Source organism: Candidatus Sulfotelmatobacter sp., assembly GCA_036500765.1.
GTDB lineage: Bacteria > Acidobacteriota > Terriglobia > Terriglobales > Acidobacteriaceae > Sulfotelmatobacter.
The window spans coordinates 1,403,009-1,419,990 of sequence record DASYBM010000004.1 but is presented as its reverse complement, the minus strand read 5'-3'; the positions used below and the strand labels follow the sequence as shown (position 1 = coordinate 1,419,990).

Below are 16,982 nucleotides of genomic sequence, written 5' to 3'. Positions count from 1 at the left end.
CTCCTCATGCTATTCTGACTCCTCGACATGCCCGCCCTCCGCGTCATTCTTCTGTGGCACCAGCACCAGCCTTTCTACAAGGATCTGGTTACCGGCGAATATCGCATGCCGTGGACGCGACTGCACGCGCTTAAAGACTATTACGGCATGGTCAAGTTGCTGCACGAGTTTCCCAACGTCCACCAGAATTTCAACCTCGTGCCGTCGCTCATGGTACAGATTCAGGACTACGCCGACGGCACGGCGCAAGACCCGTTTCTCAGGGTTGCGGCCAAGCCTGCCAAAGATTTGTCGCTTGAGGAGCGGCGCTTTGGGCTGCAATACCTGTTTCAGGCTAATCCGCAGAATGTGATTGGGCGATATCCGCGCTATCGGGAATTATTTGAGCGCTTTCATCAGCATGGTGACAATCCCGAGCGCGCCGAGCGCTATTTTGAGCCGCAGGATTTTACCGATCTGCAAGTCTTGTCGCAGATTGCCTGGTTCGACGAATTCTTTCTGGAAGAAAAAGACGTCGCGGCGCTGGTCGCGAAGGGACACGGCTACTCGCTTGACGACCAGAAATTTGTGATCGCCCGCGAGAGGGAATTGATCGGTCGCGTGCTTCCCGCGCACGCTGAGGCGGCGAAAAAAGGGTCGATCGAGCTCTCGGCCACGCCCTTCTATCATCCGATCCTGCCGCTTGTCTGCGATACCAGCGCGGGCGCGATTTCTTCGCCAGGGTTGCCGCTGCCGCAGAATCGCTATCGCCATCCTGAGGATGCACGCGAACAACTGACCCGCGGCCTCGATCTGCACCAGAAAGTTTTCGGGCTGCGTCCCAAGGGAGTATGGCCGTCGGAAGGCAGCGTCTCGGAAGAAGCCCTGGCCATCGCCCACAGCCTCGGCATTCAGTGGATGGCCACCGACGAGGGTGTGCTCGGGCGCAGCTCTGGCGCGTTCTTCGCGCGCGACGGCGCGGGCCGCTTGCCGGCGCATCTGGGCGAGAAACTCTACAACATCCATCGCTACGAAAATGGTTCGACCGCGATGCACCTGGTCTTTCGTGACCACACGATTTCCGATCTCATCGGGTTCGTATATTCCGGCATGCCCCCCGCGAACGCTGCACAGCATTTGATTGGCAACATCAAGGAAGCGGCTCGTCCGATTCTGGCCAAGGGGCGCGACGCGGTGGTGTCGATCATTCTCGACGGCGAAAATGCCTGGGAATATTATCCCCAATCCGGTCGGGAATTTCTGCGGCGCTTCTACGATTTGCTCCAACGCGAGCCGGATGTGGAAGCAGTCACGATTTCTGAAGCCATTGCTCGCCACAAAGATTTCGGCCAATTGAAATCGCTGGTCCCGGGATCCTGGATCAATGCCAACTTTAACGTCTGGATCGGCGCGCCCGAAGACAATCGCGCGTGGGATTACCTCTACCATGCGCGCGAGTTCTACGCGCAGAATGCGGCGCGTGCGACAGAAGAACAGCGCAAGCTGGCCTTCGAAGAAATTCTGATTGCCGAGGGCAGCGACTGGAACTGGTGGTACGGCCCGGAACACCACTCGGCAAACGATCGCGACTTTGACGAGCTCTACCGCAAGCACTTATCCAACGTCTATCAGGCCCTGGGCGCGGTTCCGCCCGATTATCTGGCGCAGCCGATCAATGGGGCAGAAGTGCGGCCGTCGTTCGTGCCCCAGACGGCCTACATTCATCCCCGGATCTCAGGCGACAAGGTGCGTTACTTCGAGTGGATGGGCGCCGCAATCTACACTGCCGATCATCGCGCCGGCGCCATGCACGGCAAACAGTTTCTGCTCGACTCGGTGTATGCAGGCATCGATTCCAGCTATTTATATGGACGCCTGGACTTCACCGATAAAATTCCCGAGGAAGACTTCGATCTGGTCGTGAACGTGGAATCGTGGGCCAGCGGGGAACAGCGGGCGCGGCGGGTTCTGCGCATTGAGGCCTGCGTCCACGACCGCAAGCTGAGTCAATGGAAGATCGAGAATGGCTCGGAAGAAAAAGTAAAAGCATCGTCCTCGCAGCCATCCCCACAAATGGGCGACCTCGTGAAACTGGCGCTGCTGCGCAACTTCGAATTCAAGCTGCCCCTGGCGTGGCTGCTCGCGACTCCGAGCGCCAGCCTTGCAGATCGCGCGACCGAGCGCAAAGTCGCCGTCGCGCCTACCAGCAAACTACGTCTGCGCTTCAGCCTGTGGCAAAACCGCCTGCCCGTCGATTCGTTGCCAGTCGAAGGATGGATCGAATTGCAGGTGGTCAGCGAGGGCGATTTGATTTTTGGGACGTAAGACTACATACTCGGTCCCGGTTTCAGCAAGAGCGACCCATCTGTTCTGCGCTGTAAAGCTCGATCGAAAGTCACGAGCCGCAAGCCGGAGACCTGTGCGAAGGCGGAGACATAGGAGTCGGCCCAATCTTTCGGGGACGATTGCCGGGATTCGAAAAGAGAGCGAAAGACGTGTTCGATCGACGGTGGCTCGTCGACGAAGGCGGCGCGTCCGTTGTTCAACCAATCTTCATAAACTTCCCACGCTTCCCATTGATTGAGAACCTTGTTCCCCATGACTGCCGGGGTCGTGAGCAGGCGAAGGAACCCAATCTGCGTCAGCCGGCAGAAGCACAGCTCAAAGTTTTCGGGAATAGAATCGAGCCAAGTCCTCGCTGGGGTGTAGTGAATGTGCCCTCGGTAAGTCAGCGCGAACCATACGTTGACATCAGGGAAAAGGAATGATCTCGTAGATCTTGGCATTATCTAAGTCAAGGCTGCCCGGCTCGTCGGATTCGATAACCGGAGGCCGCCTACGCCCCGCTCTCCTGGATTGTGCGCGCAATTCCAGTTTAACGCCCCATATTTATGGCTGATTGTCAACTAATGGCAGACCAAACGAAAAACCGGAGGCTTTTTGCCTCCGGTTGGTAAGTGAGCAAGTGTTTTTCTAACTACTGGCCGCCGCCGTTTGCCGCTGCCGGGGTTGTTGCGTTCATGATGAGCGGCCGATTCAATTCCAGTGTGAGTTGAGTGCCCGCCGGCAGCGTGGCCGATCGATGTTTGGCGAGCCAGTGCACGGTAGTTGAAGTCGCGCCCACGGCGCCGCCAATCAAAATGCCGGGGCCCCCGCCGATCAGCCCGCCAACGAGCATGCCGCCCGCCGTGCCGCCGCCGACCTCAAGCTGATCGTTCCGATCGTGCCCCGTTCCTTTGAACTGGCCTTCCTGATTCACATCGGTGCCCTGAATGTTCGTGTCGACCAGCGTGGCATCAAGGAAGTAGCGCTCGCCCGAGGGCATAATCACGGCCTCGGGTAGAATTCCGATGGTGGGCTTGCCCGAGATGCGCCGGGGCTCGCTGACCTTGGTGACGCGGCCTTCCACCGTCGCTCCCACCGGAATCAAGGTTGAGCCGTTGACTATGACCGCCTGCGTGACCTTACCCTGGAACGGATCACCCACGTGGTTGCTGAAGGTGGCGAGCGTAGTATCCAGCCGCACCGTCAGAGCTGTACCTGCGGGAACGGGCCCACTTGTCTGGGCGACCAAAATCGCTGATAGCAACAGGCAGGGCAGAAGCATTAACTTTTTCATGGGTACCTCTCGGATTCCGAAGCGCTCTCTTAACTTTAGTCCAAGCCGACCGACGACCACAACATGCCGCTGGACAGGGAACCAGCAGAGATAAGGGTGGCGGATCGTGGCCGAAGGGACCGGGCCTTCGTGTTCCTTCGCCATCCCACGGCGCCATCTTGAGTGTAGTTGTTTTCCAGAAGATACGAAGAACCTGTCTTGAGCAATTCGAATGGATCTCTCGGCCTCACTTGCGCAAGCCAAACTGTACCACCGAGACATCTACTGCTTTTTCACCGCGATCCCCAGCACCTCGTACCTTCCGCCGCGCACCAGTTGACTCGTTCCGATGAACGCCCGCGCCGGATAATCACCATGAAAGTAAGTTTTGTAAACCGAGTTGAACGTGTCATAAAGTTTGAGGTCGGTACAGAATATCTGTAGGGAGACCACGTCGTCCATGGTCATACCGGACATTTCAACCGTCTGTTTAACTCCATCCATGACCAGCCGAGCCTCGTCTTCGGCGCTGGCCGGCGGCATGCCGGTCTTTGGGTCGAGTCCAATGTGTCCCGCGATATAGAGCGTATTTCCCACCAGCACCCCGTCGCTGAAGGGCAAAGCTTTTGCGTCGCTCGGCTTCGGCTTCACGATGTATTTGCGGTCAGCCGCGCCCGCCGCGGCGCAGTACAATGCAATCAGAATTGCAGCAAAAATCGCAGATCGTTTCATTGGCTCTCCTGAAAATCGATTGAACTTCTGACTCACTTTCATCGAAAAGCGCCCAGCAACACTCCGGCGATCCCACCACCCAGCACCACCCACGCCGCATCCACTTTCCAGCGCAGCAAGATGGCGAACGATATTAGTGCAATCCCCCCCATCGCCCATCCCTGCAATGCATCCGCAGCCAACCGGAAAGTGACGCCGCCCATCAACGCCACGGCGCACACATTCACTGAATCCATAAAACCGCTCATCCACGCCGACTTTCTTAGCCGGAACAATACCGGCGCCAGCAGGGCGACGTAGAAAAACGACGGCAAAAAAATGCCCACCGTCGCGATTGCCGCTCCGGGCACCCCTCCCAAAATGTAGCCGATGAAAGTCGCCGTCGAGAGCACCGGCCCCGGCGTGAACTGACCGATGGCCACGGCGTCGAGCAATTGCTGACGTGTCAGCCACGCGTTCTGCCGCACCAATCCCTGCTCCAGAAACGCCAGCAGCACGTAGCCGCCGCCATAAAGCACGGCGCCGACCTTGAGAAAAAATAAACCGATTTGGTCAATCGACGGTCGAGTTGCCACGCCTGCGGCTGAAGCGACAACGGCAACTGTGAACCAGCGCAGGCGGTAAGACAACATCGCAGAAAATACCCGCGCCGGAAAAAATCGCCGCCCGCTCAACAGCGGAGCCAGCAGACCTTGATTTGGGCCGCTGCGAGAACTTGCAATCTGGCGCGCCAGCATCCCCAGCAATCCGCCGCCAATCAAAATCACAAGCGAATTCGCGCCGAGAAAAAATGCTGCCAGGGCCAATGCGCCCAGCACCCCCAATCCCACACCTTTCACCGCTGTTTGCACAAGACGCCAGATCGCAAGCGCAATCACCGCAACCACCGCAGCCTTTACTCCTCCCAGCAGCCACCCCGCCTGCGTCAGCGTTCCGAATCGCACGTAAGCCCACGCAAGTCCTCCGCTAATCAAAGCTGCCGGTAGAATGAAGCACGCCCCCGCCACGCACAGCCCCATCCTGCCTGCGCGCGCAAACCCAACATTGATCGCCATTTCTGTCGAGGTGGGCCCCGGGATCAGATTGCAAGCGCCCAACAGGTCGAGGAATTGTTGCTTGGTCAACCACTGCCGCTCGCGGACAACCATCTCCTCCATCAACGCCACGTGCGCTGCCGGTCCGCCAAAACTGATCGTGCCCAGCTTCAGGAAGAGTGTGGCAACTTCGCGCAGGCGAGTCGCGTTCGCTCTCGTGCGCGCTGGAAGTTCCGCGGCCGGCGTGGGCTCGTCGCTCACGCGGCCCTGTGCTCACCCTGACGGAAATTCTCAATCAGTCGCTCGGAAGTTCGCAGCGAGAACGCCAGAATGCTGATCGTCGTGGTCTTATCGGTGCAATTCAGAAACACGCTGGCGTCGCACACATACAGGTTTGGCACGTCGTGGGTCTGCCCAAAGCGATTGGTCACAAATTTCTTAGGATCATTTCCCATGCGGCAGGTGCCGGTTTCATGCAAACTCCAGCCGGGAATCTCCGGAGCCTCGCCCGATCCTTCGAGTTCTCCGCCGGCAGCGCGAAGGACTTCGGCACAGACTTGCTTCGAATGCTCCCACATCTTCAGCACATTTTCATCCCACTCGAAATGCATGCGCGCCACCGGAATCCCGTACGGATCCTTCACCTCAGGATCGAGATCCATATAATTCGTCTCTGAACGCAGCGACGGCGCTTGAATTCCAAAACTCACGGGAGAGGGATATCGGCGCTTGATTTCGCGTTTAAGCGACGATCCAAAGCCGTCCATGTCGGTGGCAAAGCCGGGAAACTCTTCGCAGCCGCCATCCGGATAAACCGAATATCCGCGAATAAATTTCTCTTCGTGCGGAGCTTTCAGATTTTGCCAGCGCGGCATCCATGCGATGGTGCTGTCGCCCACGTGATCCGGGAAACTGGGCTGCCCCAGCAATTGCGGCAGATATCCCCGCGCCGATTCTCCATAGAGATGATCGCAAAGGTTCCGTCCCAATTGCCCGCTGGAATTCGCAATCCCATGGGGCCACTGCCGCGACTTCGAATTCAGCATCACGCGCGCCGACTCGATACACGACGCTGCCACCACCACCGCTCGTCCGTACACTTCTACTTCCTGCTTCGTCTGCCGGTCGATATAGGCCACTCCGCTCGCCTGCCCGTTCTCGTCCACCAGAACATTCTTGGCCAGCGCATTCGTCCGCAACTCGAGGTTCTTTGTCGCTTCGGCCTTCGGCAGCAGAAAATAAGGCGTCGAAAAAAATGCGCCTATATCGCATCCGGTCGTGCACTCTCCGCAGAAATGACACGCCGGATGCCCTTCATGTGGCTGCGTCAACTGCGCGCAGCGATCCGGTAAATACGGCACGCCAACCTTGTTACATCCCGCTTGCAGAATGAAGTCCAGGCAACGAAACTTAAACGGTGGCAGATACGAACCATCCGGATTGCTGGGCCGATTCTGCACCGTGCTCGCCACGCCAATCATTTTCTCGACCCGCGTGTAAAAGGGATCGATCTCGTCATAACTGAGAGGCCAGTCCACGTCGTAGCCGTCGAGCGAGGCCGCGCGCAAATCGATGTCGCCAAAGCGCGCCGAACTGCGCCCCCAGAAATTGGTCTTGCCTCCTACCGCATTGCAGCGCGGCCACATCCACTTCGTGCCTGGCGCCACGGTAAAAGGAATCTCGTGGTCCCACGCCGCTTTCGTGTACTCGTTGTCCATGTATCCGAAGGATTCGCCTCGGCGTTTGGGATCGTCGAGGCCTCGAAACTTCATATCCCACGGCATGCGGTGATAACGAAAATCTTTTTCCGGATCGAGCCTGCGTCCGGCATTCAGCGCGCACACTTTCAGTCCCGCCTCGCACAGCGTCTTGATCGCCATGCCGCCGCCGGCGCCGGTTCCGATCACAATCACATCGTAGATTTTCTTGGCCATGTTCTTTTGCGGAACAATCTTTGCGTTGGTAGGAGACCGGCCCTTCTTAGCGCCCTTCGCAACCTTTCTTCGCGCACTTTGCGTTTAGATTTTATTGAACTCGCTGCGCTCCTCAGAAATTCAGACTCCGGCTTGCGGAAGATGCAGATGCTCCGGATCGCCCTTGTGCGGACACTCCGGCGACTCCGCATAAAACTTCAGCGCCGGATTATCCAGCGCCTTAAATCCAATCGCGCTGGTATAGAAACCCGTCACCGTGTACTCGCGCATCATGCGAAAGAATCCACGCCCCGTCTCCTCGCCCGGACGAGCCTTGTCTTTGAAACCCAGCGGCTCGAGCAGGGAAGTCTGCTGCTCGGGCGTCAGCTCTACAAACCGCTTGCCCGCGCGCTGTTCGCTGTGCGCCTCCAGCCATGTCAGTCCCATGCGGAATTCATATTGCGTCAGGGGATCGTTCGCCACCATGAAGTCAATAAACTCCGCGACCCCCGCTTCCTTCGCTCCCGGCGTGCCGTCATTCGGAATGATGATCTCCGTCAGCCGCTCCACCATCGCATATTCCGCCGCATTAAAAAATTGTGGACGATACACCGCGGGCTTGATTTGCAACGCCGCGTTCCCGATGTGGCCGCAAGCGAATCCCCACTTGCTGAATCCGGGAAACTGCGCCGCCGCAGCCGCCGTGCCCAAAATCCGCAACACTTCCCGCCGCCCAATCCCTTGTCCTGCCATGAATCGTCCGCCAAATCGAGAATTGTCATTCCGAGCGAAGCCAGGAATCTGCTGTCGCCGCCTACGAAAGGAACTTTACCGTTTGCTCCACCAATTCCGCTGTCGTCTTATACGGATCGCCCGGCCGGTCGAACTCAATCGAGCAATATCCCTTAAAGTCATGATTTTTCAAAATGCCAAACGTTCGGGGCAGGTCCACATGAGAGGCTTTGCCATTGTCGTCGACCTCGCCGTCTTTCACGTGGCAAATGCCGTATGCATGCGCGAACATCGCATCAATCGCCCGATATGCAAAGTCCTCGTCGTGTCCGACCAGCGAGTTGCCGAAATCAGGTAGCGCGCGCAGCCACGGACTGTTCACTTTCTCGATCACGTGCACCACAAAAAATGCATCTTCGCTCACCGGATTATCGTTCTCCAGATGGATCACGACATTCTTCTTGGCCCCGTAATCCGCGACGCGAGCCAGCGTGTCGGCGGCGCGCCCCACGTCTGGCTTCGAGTCCTTGGCGTCGTCAATGTGCGTGCGAATGCTGGGTGACCCGAGAGCGGCTCCGACGTCGACCCAATGATTGCTGGCTGTAACGGCCTTCTCTCGTACTGCGGCGTCGGTCGAGTATTGGCTGTAACCGCCGTCCACGGCGATATCGACGATCGCAGAGTGCGCTCTCTCCACTGCCGCCCGAAACTGCTCCAGATATTTCGGATCGGTCGAGGGGAAAATCGGGCTCCAAGGCTCGATGTTGTGAATGTTGAATTTCTCCGCCACATGCGCGGCGAAGTCTTTCAATTCAATCTGTTGGGCAGACGGGACTGTGCTGGCAGTCTTGCCGTCCCAGCCTTTCCAGCCCACAATAAATTCGCGAAAAGGATAGGCCGCCACCGCAACGCGATCGCGCGGCGCGGCAGGAAACTTCATTGAAGGACCAGAGCTGGCCCCGCGCGCAAGCTCAGGAAGGAGCCATGCTCCCGCCGCCGCGGCGGCGCAGTGTCCAAGAAACTGCCTTCGGTTGGTCAAGCTCATGCGCGCCAGTGTACCAGAGAAATTTCGAAACAACCGAAGGCGGAGTCATAAGTCAACCGAAGGCGAAGTCATAAGTAAAGATCAGGCGCCATTCTTTTCCGCGAGATGAGCGACTCCCTTAAGGTCGTCGATAAACATACGCATCTGCTTCTGCCGCGATTCGCCGTCCGGCGCTCGTAGAATCGAGGATGGATGAACAGTGGCTGTGACGAACGGCGCAAGCGGCGACTCGACAACTTGCCCGTGACGCCGAGTGACGCTGAAGTCTCTTCCCAGCAGTGCCTGCGCCGCGGTGGCTCCCAGGCAAACCAGTATCTGCGGTTTGACCACCTGAAGCTCTGCATCCAGCCACGGACGGCACGCATGAATTTCCGAATATCGAGGCTTCTTATGAATGCGTCGCTTGCCGCGCTCCGCGGGCGACCACTTGAAATGTTTCACGACATTAGTCACATACACCCGGGCGCGGTCGATGCCGGCTTCGGTCAACGCTTCATCGAGTAGCTTCCCAGCCGGACCCACAAAAGGACGACCGATTCGGTCCTCTCGATCTCCCGGTTGTTCTCCGACCAGCATAATCGATGCCTTCGAGCTTCCTTCTCCGAAAACCGTCTGCGTAGCATTTCTCCAAAGCTCGCAGGCGTGGCACGCGCGCGCGGATTGCCGTAACGCAGTGATGGAAGCCCTGGAGGGAATGAGCCGAGCGGCGGTGTTGTCAACCTTCTCCCGAGTCGCGGAGCTGTCAGCCGAATGCTGCATGACGTGAACCAGAGGGCAAGAGAGAAATATCGCCTTCCCTCCTGCCCTGACAGCCAAACTCCTATGCTGCTGTTCGTCGCCCCGTTTTCTGTGCTCCCCGAGTTTTCCCGGTGGACATTTCGCTGCCTTCTTTCCTGTCCTCCTCGCTGCTTCCTTCGTTGGCCTGCGAATTGATTTCTTTCGACAGCTCGGTCAACTTCTCGTCTGTCTCCTTCTCCTCCTGAAGAGTTTCGTTTAGCAAAGATGCCTGCTCCGATTGTCCAAGAAGTTCCGCAAACGCGGAGACCGTTCCGTAGGCAGCAATTTCATAGTGTTCGACCCGCTGGGCCGCTCCGATAAGTGCGGCATCCAATACCGCCTCTTCGAAGTCTTCGTTCAGAACATCTGAGCCTTCTTCAATGAGTCCTTGCATCCCTTTACATTTATTGCCTTTCGGTTTTTCGCCGAGCTCCTCGAAAATCTGCTCGAGACGCTGCACATGTCCTTTTGTCTGTTCCAGGTGCTCCTCGAAGCCTTGCCGAAGCTCGTCTGATGCTGCCCCCTCTGCCATCTTGGGCAGTGCTTTCACCAGTTGATTTTCTGCGCTGTACAAGTCTCGCAATTCGTCGATGTACAGTTCCTTGAGTCCATTGTTTTCCATGATTCCTCCAGTTGTAATTTGAGTTCTGCCCTTTCGATGCCATCCGTTGAGTACCCGTTGACGACATTTGTTTGATGAAAGTTTTATTCCGCTTCTTTGATTCGCGCGACGGCCTTGATCTCGTCGGTTATCTCCTCGTGACGCTTCTGGCGCAGCAGATGCTCCTCCCGCCCGTCCTCACTGGGATTGGATTCGTAGTCCTGGTTTTGCTCCTTCAACATCTTGAGTTCCTGAAGGAGAGTGATGACCCGCTCTGACGCTTCACTTGCCATTTTCGCCCTCCGAAAACCTGCTCTTGGATGGGCAGAACGCAAACAAGGTTTTCCGAAGTTCTTCTTTCAGGGTCGTGCCGCGAAATTTCAGGGTCGCGCCGCGAAACTCAGATGTCCGATGGGAAGGAATCAACCTTCCGCCCAATCTTCGCATCCACGTCTAACAGTGACCGAGGTTCCGCAACCGTATGAGCAAGAAGAACGGGCTGGCCAACCCAATCCGCCTCAAGCCTTTCGACGCAAGTGACAAGCGATTGCTTCGGGTCGTCATCGAGACCCCGAAGGGAAGCCGCAACAAGTTCGCCTTTGATCCCCAGGAGCACGTGTTTCAACTGAAGCGGGTCTTGCCCGCTGGGATGGAATTTCCTTATGACTTCGGCTTTGTTCCCTCAACCATGGCTGACGACGGCGATCCGGTAGATGTTCTGGTGCTGATGGATGAGCCCGCATTTCCCGGGTGCGTGCTAACGTGCCGAATCATCGGCGTGATCGAGGGCGAGCAGGTCGATCAAAAAAAGAAGAACCGAAACGATCGAATCGTCGCCGTGGAGCAGGGTGCGCACAGCTGGGCCGATATAAAGACGATGAGTGACCTGGGCAAGAAGTTCTGCGTTGAGCTCGAAGAATTCTTCGTGAACTACCACAGGCTTTCCGGCAAACAATTTCGGGTGCTTGGCGTTAGAGGCCCGGATCATGCCCGCAAACTGATCAAATCGGGGATGCGCCGGTGATCGAAATTGCGATTCGCTTTCTTATTGGCGGCATCGTCGTTTCCGGCTTCGCACTCATCGCCGATCTGCTCAAACCCAAAAGCTTCGCGGGATTGTTTGGCGCAGCTCCTTCGGTGGCGCTCGCAACTTTGGGACTGACCGTGGTCACCGATGGGCCTGCTTATGCCGGAAATGAAGCCCGCTCCATGATGGCCGGAGCAATCGCATTCTTTGTCTATGCCTCCAGCGTGAGTTGGATCATGATGCATTACAAGCCCAAGGCTCTCTGGGTCACCATAGGCTTCATGCCCCTCTGGGTTGGAGTTGCTTTAGGGATTTGGTATGTGGGATTGAAATAGCGATGCGAGTCAAGGTAGATGCGTCGTCCTTAAAGCAAACCAATTGGCGACAGTATGCGATACGCTTCGTTTTCGGTGGATTGATCACCGCGATCACCGGGATGATCGCTAAGAAATTTGGCGCCAGTATCGGCGGGCTGTTCTTAGCGTTCCCGGCGATATTTCCAGCCGGTGCGACCCTGATCGAGAAAACTGAAAAGGCCAAGAAAGAAAAGCACGGGCTTCATGGTACCGAACGCGGAAGAGAAGCAGCCAGTGTCGATGCCGCAGGTTCCGCGATGGGAAGCATCGGACTTCTAGTGTTTGCGCTGCTGGTGTGGCGCCTCATTCCGGACCACACATCGTGGCTGGTGCTTCCTGGCGCCACTTTGGCCTGGCTGACTGCCTCCGTCCTGATCTGGAAAATTCGAAAGGATGCCTAGTGTTCGGCGCTCCACTCGTTTTTGGTCCAGCCAGAGAAGATCCCGATGCAGAATAAGGGAATCCCTTAGCGTCACAGCGGCAGGTCCTGCACTGTTGGAAAGTGATGCTGCTCCCGCCCTATCTTGCCATCATATTTGGTCGTCATCTTGAACAGCTCCAACCGGCCATCGCCCGCGAGTGGACGGCATTGCTCCCGCAGGGCCTGCATGTCGGCCGCTGCCAACGATTTGAAATTCACCGCGACCTGAAGGTTTTGATCGAGCACCTGCATACTATCGACGCCGCTGATTGTGGTAGCTACCGGGAGACTCATGGCGTAGCGCAATCCTTGCTCCGGAGTCACTGCGCCATGACGAACCAGTTCGCCGCTTCCTCCCAGGCTCTTCATGCCCAGCGCGGCAATACCACGGCGGTTCGCTTCAGCTAACACCTGGGTCTCAAAGCTGCGAAACGTAGCGTCGCAACAATTAAGCGGCATCTGAACCGTATCGAACGGAAAATCGTGCGACAACATTTTCAGGTGGATCTCCGGATCCTTGTGTCCGGTAAAACCGACGAAGCGGACTTTTCCCTGTTGCTTGGCGGCTAGCAGAGCCTCCGCCGCTCCATCCGCGGCGAAAATCAGGTCCGGATCATTGTCGTAAACCACTTCGTGAATCTGCCAAAGATCGAGATGATCGGTTTGCAGGCGGCGAAGCGACTCTTCTAACATGCGCATCGCCAGTTTCTTATCGCGGCCGTGAGTACAGACTTTTGTCATGACAAAAGCCCGATCGCGCTTTCCCCGTAGCGCTTTTCCGACTCGTTCTTCGCTTAGCCCATCGTGATATTCCCACGCATTGTCGAAAAATGTGACGCCATAGTCCAACGCCTTCGCCACGATCTCAGCCGCGGCCTGATCGGTCTCGGCCGATCCCAGGTGATAGCCGCCCAGCCCCATCGCCGATACCTGAACTCCGGTGCGTCCAAGTGTCTTCATGGGAACCGTCCCAGGTGGAATGTCCGGTGATCGGTCTCGCCCTGCCTCCAGCGCCACGCCGTCTCCCGACAGGAGCGGCGCCGCCGCACCCAACATGGCCACGCCCCTCATAAATTTTCTGCGGTCCAACTCGTAATTCGCGGCCATTGTCTATGCTCCTCGTCCATGGTCCTATAATTGGCCTTCTAAAATTGCTTTTCCGGAAATGGGTGGCCTGTATTCTGCGGCGCTCCCAACATGTCCTTGACTTCGGATTGCTGGGTGTCGAGCGGAAAGCCGTGAGCCAGGCGGGATTCAGGATTATCGAACTTCAGCGAGAGCTTATACAGTTCATATCGGCCATCGGCGGCGTCCTGTTGGCAGCGCTCCCGCAGTGCATTCATTTCGGATTCCGCAAACTGCTTGAAATTCTGCGCGATCTGAAGGTTCTGGTGGAGCACTTCCAGGCTGTCGATACCGGTAATCGTCGTGGTCACCGGCAAGCTCATCGCATAACGTAAGGCTTCTTCTGCCGTGACTACCCCGTGTTTGATCGCGTCCCCGTGCCCGTTCAGCGGTTTCATTCCCAGCACTGCGATGCCGCGTTTATTCAGTTCCGGCAGCACTTGCTTTTCGAAGCTGCGAAAGTTCGCGTCGAAGGCATTGAGCGGCATCTGTACAGCATCAAACGGAAACCCCGTCTGCAACATCCCCAGATGGACTTTCGGATTCTGATGGCCGGTAAATCCAACGAATCGAACCTTGCCATCCTTCTTGGCTTTTTCCAAAGCCTCTGCCGCTCCGTTCTTGCGAATGAAGAGTTCGGGATCGTTATCGAAAGCCATGCCGTGCACCTGCCAGAGGTCGAGATGATCGGTCTGTAATCGCCGCAACGATTCTTCCAGCATTGCCAAAGCGAGGCTGGCATCCCGGCCATGCGGGCAAGTTTTTGTCATCAAAAATACTTTGTCGCGGCGGCCCTTCAAACCGGCGCCCATCCATAATTCGGTCTTGCCCCTGCGATACTCCCAGCAGTTGTCGTAGAAGGTGATTCCGCCATCCACCGCCTGGTGGATGATCTCGATGGCCGTCTTTTCGTCGGGGGCGTCCCCGAGGTGATGCCCCCCAAAACCGAGGATTGATATCTTGTCGTCAGAATGGCCGAAGTTGCGAAGGGGAATAGTTCCGCTGAACATTTTGGACATGCAGTTTCCTAACAAATCGAACTAGAGTGGCCCGTTCGTGCAGTGTTCGTACGGTCTTGTTTGTACGGTCTAAGGATGCGATGGGGTGAACCAGGGTTGGCGAAGGAGTCAATCTTAGGTACAGACTGAGGGGGCGCGGAAATGCCGAAAACACCCGATGGTTGTGGCCGAAACCTCCCCATAGCCTAGAGAAAAGAATTTGTAACAGAGGGAAATCCGATGACTAAATTGTTCTATCAAGCTTTAACATTCGTTGCGGTCGCGGGCGCGCTGACGCTCGCGGCGCAGGGTCAAACTAACTCAGGTCAAGACAACGCAATGGGCCCCGGCTCTTCCGAGGGACACATGGCGAAACTCAGTCCCGCCGACCAGAAGTTCGTCAAGGAAGCTGCCCAGGGTGGCCTTGCCGAAGTGGAATTAGGCCAGTTGGCGGTCCAGAAAGCGTCCAGCGATGCCGTAAAAAACTTCGGTCAGCGGATGGTCGACGATCATAGTAAGGCCAATGACAAGTTGAAGGAACTCGCCAGCGAAAAAGGCATCAACCTGCCCAAGTCGCCAAGTGTCATGCAGAAGGCGACCAAAGAGCGACTCTCGAAGTTGTCGGGTGACCAGTTCGACAAGGCTTACATGAGCGACATGCTGAAGGATCATAAGAAGGATGTCGCCGCTTTCCGGACCGAAAGCAGCACAGGACAGGATTCCGATGTGAAGAACTTCGCGACCCAAACTTTGCCTACTCTGCGCGAGCACCTCAAGGCAGCAGAAAGCATCGCCCCAAAGAGCACGCAGGCTGCGAATTCTTCTCTTAAACCGAGTCCATCACAGCCGTAGCGTATCGCATAACCGCAGAGGACGATTCGTGGGCAGCACCTGGAACAGGAAGAAGAAAGCCAGGAAGGCGGATGGAGCGAGTCTGAAAAAGTGGGTGGCTGGCGTAACCACTGACTCCACTCATCCGCCCAGCGGCTTGTTTACCAAGAGCGCTGCCACCATCGCGCGAGTCTTGGCCTCGAAAACAGCTTCACCGAAGGGGCCGGCCTCAGGCATGCGAATGCTTACCTATTTCATCAATCGAGCCGGTCGCGGACTTAGTCAGGACCGTAGAACTGAACTTCAAAGAGCAAAAGAGTTACTTTCACAACGAATCCATCGAGACGAAAGCTCTAATCCGCGCAAAGCGGCTTGAGGGATCGCTAGCGAATTATTGATCTTGTGGTGCAGGAGGGATAAAGATGCCGGAACGAGAAACTTTGGAACGGGCGCGTGAGGATGCGCGCGAGGGAAAATCGCCGTCCACGCAGGCGGGCGAATTTATTCGGGAAGAGATACATCATGTCCGCGAGGGGAAACACGGAGCTCGGTCTCCCCAGCAGGCGATTGCCATCGGCCTGTCCAAAGCGCGACGTGCGGGCGTCAAACTGGGTCCACCGAAGAAGGGCTCCGCGTCGATTCAAAAAAAGGCCGAGCAAGATACGCAGGCAGGAAAGCGAGCGCGGAGTTCGCAAGGCAAGCCGTCCGCTACGCGTTCACGCGCCGTTGAAGGAGCTCTGAAACGCGAACCGCACCGAACTGCAAGCCGCGAGGCCCTATCGCGTCAGACGAAGAGATCGGCTGCGCAACGCGGCAAGGCGAGCCGCCAACAGGCTGCCCGCACTCGCAAAGCTGCCTAAAGTCGTTGTTTAGTTTCGCGGTTCTGATCGCTCGTGAGGGGACGATGAAGAATGTTCCACATCGTCGCAGTGGCCGGCATCGGAACAAGGCAGCGATTTCTTTTGCACGCATCCATTCCGTCATTCTGCGCATCCCACTCGCACCTCGGCATGGCTGCGTAGAAGTCAAAGATGCGCAGTAATTTTCAATTGTGGAGAATTTCTATGAGTATATTCCGCATTTGGTCATCGCTTCTTTCGGTTCTGCTCATTGTTGCCGCGAGCGCAATGCCGCAGGACGTCAAAACAGATTACGATCACCACGCTGATTTCTCTCAGTACCATACTTACTATTGGGAAAAAATCAAGACCTCGGATCCTTTATGGCAGAGCCGTATTCAGGACGCCGTCGACCGCGATTTGCAAGCCAAAGGCTGGCAAAGGGTTGACAACGGCGGCGATGTTGCCATTGCTGCCGTAGGCAGCGCCAGAAATCAACAGGAATATCAGACCTTCTATAACGGAATGGGCGGATGGCGCTGGGGTGGTTTCGGCGAAACCACAACCCAGGTGGAAAACTATCCCGTCGGCACCCTGGTTCTGGATCTCTACGATGCCCATAATAAGCAACTGCTTTGGCGCGGCGTAGCCAACGATTCGCTTTCCGATAAACCCGAAAAAAACGAAAAGAAGCTGGATAAGGCTGTCGACAAAATGCTGGAGCATTTTCCACCGCATGAACGTGGATAATTTCTCAGCGAGGCCGGCCCGAATACTGGCTGCCGGGCCGGCAACTGCCTTCCAGGTCGACACTTGCGAAAGCGCCACTTCCTCACGACTCAGTCGAGGCCGCTCGGCTTGGGGAAGTTCGAAGCCGAGCGACTCACCAATTGTGGGCGGGATTACGCATAAGGCGATAACGCTGTTACTTGTTCGATTCAGCCCGTCACCGCACAAGCGAGTTTGAGGATTCT

19 protein-coding genes are annotated in these 16,982 nt (G+C 56.7%); 8 read left to right on the top strand and 11 right to left on the bottom strand.

Annotation, left to right across the window (positions count from 1 at the left end; all coding sequences use genetic code 11):
- Window positions 1-27: 27 nt before the first annotated feature.
- Window positions 28-2,304: a glycoside hydrolase family 57 protein gene (locus VGM18_08990; protein ID HEY3973126.1), complete on the top strand. Its 2,277-nt coding sequence runs from the start codon at window positions 28-30 to the stop codon at window positions 2,302-2,304.
- Window positions 2,305-2,956: 652 nt separating this feature from the next.
- Here VGM18_08990 and VGM18_08985 read toward each other — a convergent pair.
- From VGM18_08985 to VGM18_08945, 9 genes are all read right to left on the bottom strand, one after another.
- On the bottom strand, window positions 2,957-3,598 hold the full coding sequence (locus tag VGM18_08985; protein HEY3973125.1) for a hypothetical protein: 642 nt from the start codon (window positions 3,596-3,598) through the stop codon (window positions 2,957-2,959).
- A 261-nt stretch (window positions 3,599-3,859) separates the two neighbouring features.
- The gene (locus tag VGM18_08980; GenBank protein HEY3973124.1) at window positions 3,860-4,309 is read right to left on the bottom strand and encodes a Rid family hydrolase; all 450 of its coding nucleotides are present in this window, start codon (window positions 4,307-4,309) and stop codon (window positions 3,860-3,862) included.
- 38 nt (window positions 4,310-4,347) lie between these two features.
- Window positions 4,348-5,604 (bottom strand): chromate efflux transporter, encoded by a 1,257-nt coding sequence (chrA, locus tag VGM18_08975; protein HEY3973123.1) that lies wholly within the window; start codon window positions 5,602-5,604, stop codon window positions 4,348-4,350.
- On the bottom strand, window positions 5,601-7,277 hold the full coding sequence (locus VGM18_08970; protein HEY3973122.1) for a GMC family oxidoreductase: 1,677 nt from the start codon (window positions 7,275-7,277) through the stop codon (window positions 5,601-5,603). Before VGM18_08970 ends, chrA begins: the two co-directional genes overlap by 4 nt.
- A gap of 120 nt (window positions 7,278-7,397) precedes the next feature.
- Window positions 7,398-8,009 (bottom strand): gluconate 2-dehydrogenase subunit 3 family protein, encoded by a 612-nt coding sequence (locus tag VGM18_08965; protein HEY3973121.1) that lies wholly within the window; start codon window positions 8,007-8,009, stop codon window positions 7,398-7,400.
- Window positions 8,010-8,070: 61 nt separating this feature from the next.
- Window positions 8,071-8,928: a sugar phosphate isomerase/epimerase family protein gene (locus VGM18_08960; GenBank protein ID HEY3973120.1), complete on the bottom strand. Its 858-nt coding sequence runs from the start codon at window positions 8,926-8,928 to the stop codon at window positions 8,071-8,073.
- A gap of 186 nt (window positions 8,929-9,114) precedes the next feature.
- On the bottom strand, window positions 9,115-9,792 hold the full coding sequence (locus VGM18_08955; protein HEY3973119.1) for a UdgX family uracil-DNA binding protein: 678 nt from the start codon (window positions 9,790-9,792) through the stop codon (window positions 9,115-9,117).
- A gap of 61 nt (window positions 9,793-9,853) precedes the next feature.
- Window positions 9,854-10,432 (bottom strand): ferritin-like domain-containing protein, encoded by a 579-nt coding sequence (locus tag VGM18_08950; GenBank protein HEY3973118.1) that lies wholly within the window; start codon window positions 10,430-10,432, stop codon window positions 9,854-9,856.
- 83 nt (window positions 10,433-10,515) lie between these two features.
- Window positions 10,516-10,704, bottom strand: a complete 189-nt coding sequence (locus tag VGM18_08945) for a hypothetical protein (GenBank protein ID HEY3973117.1) — start codon at window positions 10,702-10,704, stop codon at window positions 10,516-10,518.
- Window positions 10,705-10,892: 188 nt separating this feature from the next.
- On the opposite strand from VGM18_08945, the gene VGM18_08940 reads away from it, so the two are divergent.
- From VGM18_08940 to VGM18_08930, 3 genes are read left to right on the top strand one after another with little or no spacing between them, the layout of a single operon-like run.
- Window positions 10,893-11,435 carry an inorganic diphosphatase gene (locus VGM18_08940; GenBank protein ID HEY3973116.1) on the top strand — a complete coding sequence of 181 codons (543 nt, stop codon included), beginning with the start codon at window positions 10,893-10,895 and terminating at the stop codon, window positions 11,433-11,435.
- Window positions 11,432-11,773 (top strand): hypothetical protein, encoded by a 342-nt coding sequence (locus VGM18_08935; GenBank protein HEY3973115.1) that lies wholly within the window; start codon window positions 11,432-11,434, stop codon window positions 11,771-11,773. The genes VGM18_08940 and VGM18_08935 overlap by 4 nt, the downstream gene beginning before the upstream one ends.
- Before the next feature lie 2 nt (window positions 11,774-11,775).
- Window positions 11,776-12,195: a DUF3147 family protein gene (locus VGM18_08930; protein HEY3973114.1), complete on the top strand. Its 420-nt coding sequence runs from the start codon at window positions 11,776-11,778 to the stop codon at window positions 12,193-12,195.
- A gap of 71 nt (window positions 12,196-12,266) precedes the next feature.
- Here the strand turns inward: VGM18_08930 and VGM18_08925 are convergent, their stop codons facing one another.
- Both VGM18_08925 and VGM18_08920 read right to left on the bottom strand, forming a co-directional pair.
- Window positions 12,267-13,322, bottom strand: a complete 1,056-nt coding sequence (locus tag VGM18_08925) for an aldo/keto reductase (GenBank protein ID HEY3973113.1) — start codon at window positions 13,320-13,322, stop codon at window positions 12,267-12,269.
- 38 nt (window positions 13,323-13,360) lie between these two features.
- Window positions 13,361-14,359 (bottom strand): aldo/keto reductase, encoded by a 999-nt coding sequence (locus tag VGM18_08920; GenBank protein ID HEY3973112.1) that lies wholly within the window; start codon window positions 14,357-14,359, stop codon window positions 13,361-13,363.
- A 219-nt stretch (window positions 14,360-14,578) separates the two neighbouring features.
- On the opposite strand from VGM18_08920, the gene VGM18_08915 reads away from it, so the two are divergent.
- The 4 genes from VGM18_08915 to VGM18_08900 all read left to right on the top strand — a co-directional run bounded on the left by VGM18_08915 (window position 14,579) and on the right by VGM18_08900 (window position 16,758).
- Window positions 14,579-15,190, top strand: coding sequence for a DUF4142 domain-containing protein (locus VGM18_08915; protein HEY3973111.1), 612 nt, complete (start codon window positions 14,579-14,581; stop codon window positions 15,188-15,190).
- 214 nt (window positions 15,191-15,404) lie between these two features.
- Window positions 15,405-15,545, top strand: coding sequence for a DUF3175 domain-containing protein (locus VGM18_08910; protein ID HEY3973110.1), 141 nt, complete (start codon window positions 15,405-15,407; stop codon window positions 15,543-15,545).
- Window positions 15,546-15,591: 46 nt separating this feature from the next.
- Entirely contained in the window at window positions 15,592-16,029 is a 438-nt protein-coding gene (locus VGM18_08905) for a DUF6496 domain-containing protein (protein HEY3973109.1), read from the top strand.
- A 204-nt stretch (window positions 16,030-16,233) separates the two neighbouring features.
- Window positions 16,234-16,758 (top strand): DUF4136 domain-containing protein, encoded by a 525-nt coding sequence (locus VGM18_08900; protein ID HEY3973108.1) that lies wholly within the window; start codon window positions 16,234-16,236, stop codon window positions 16,756-16,758.
- Window positions 16,759-16,982 lie beyond the last annotated feature (224 nt).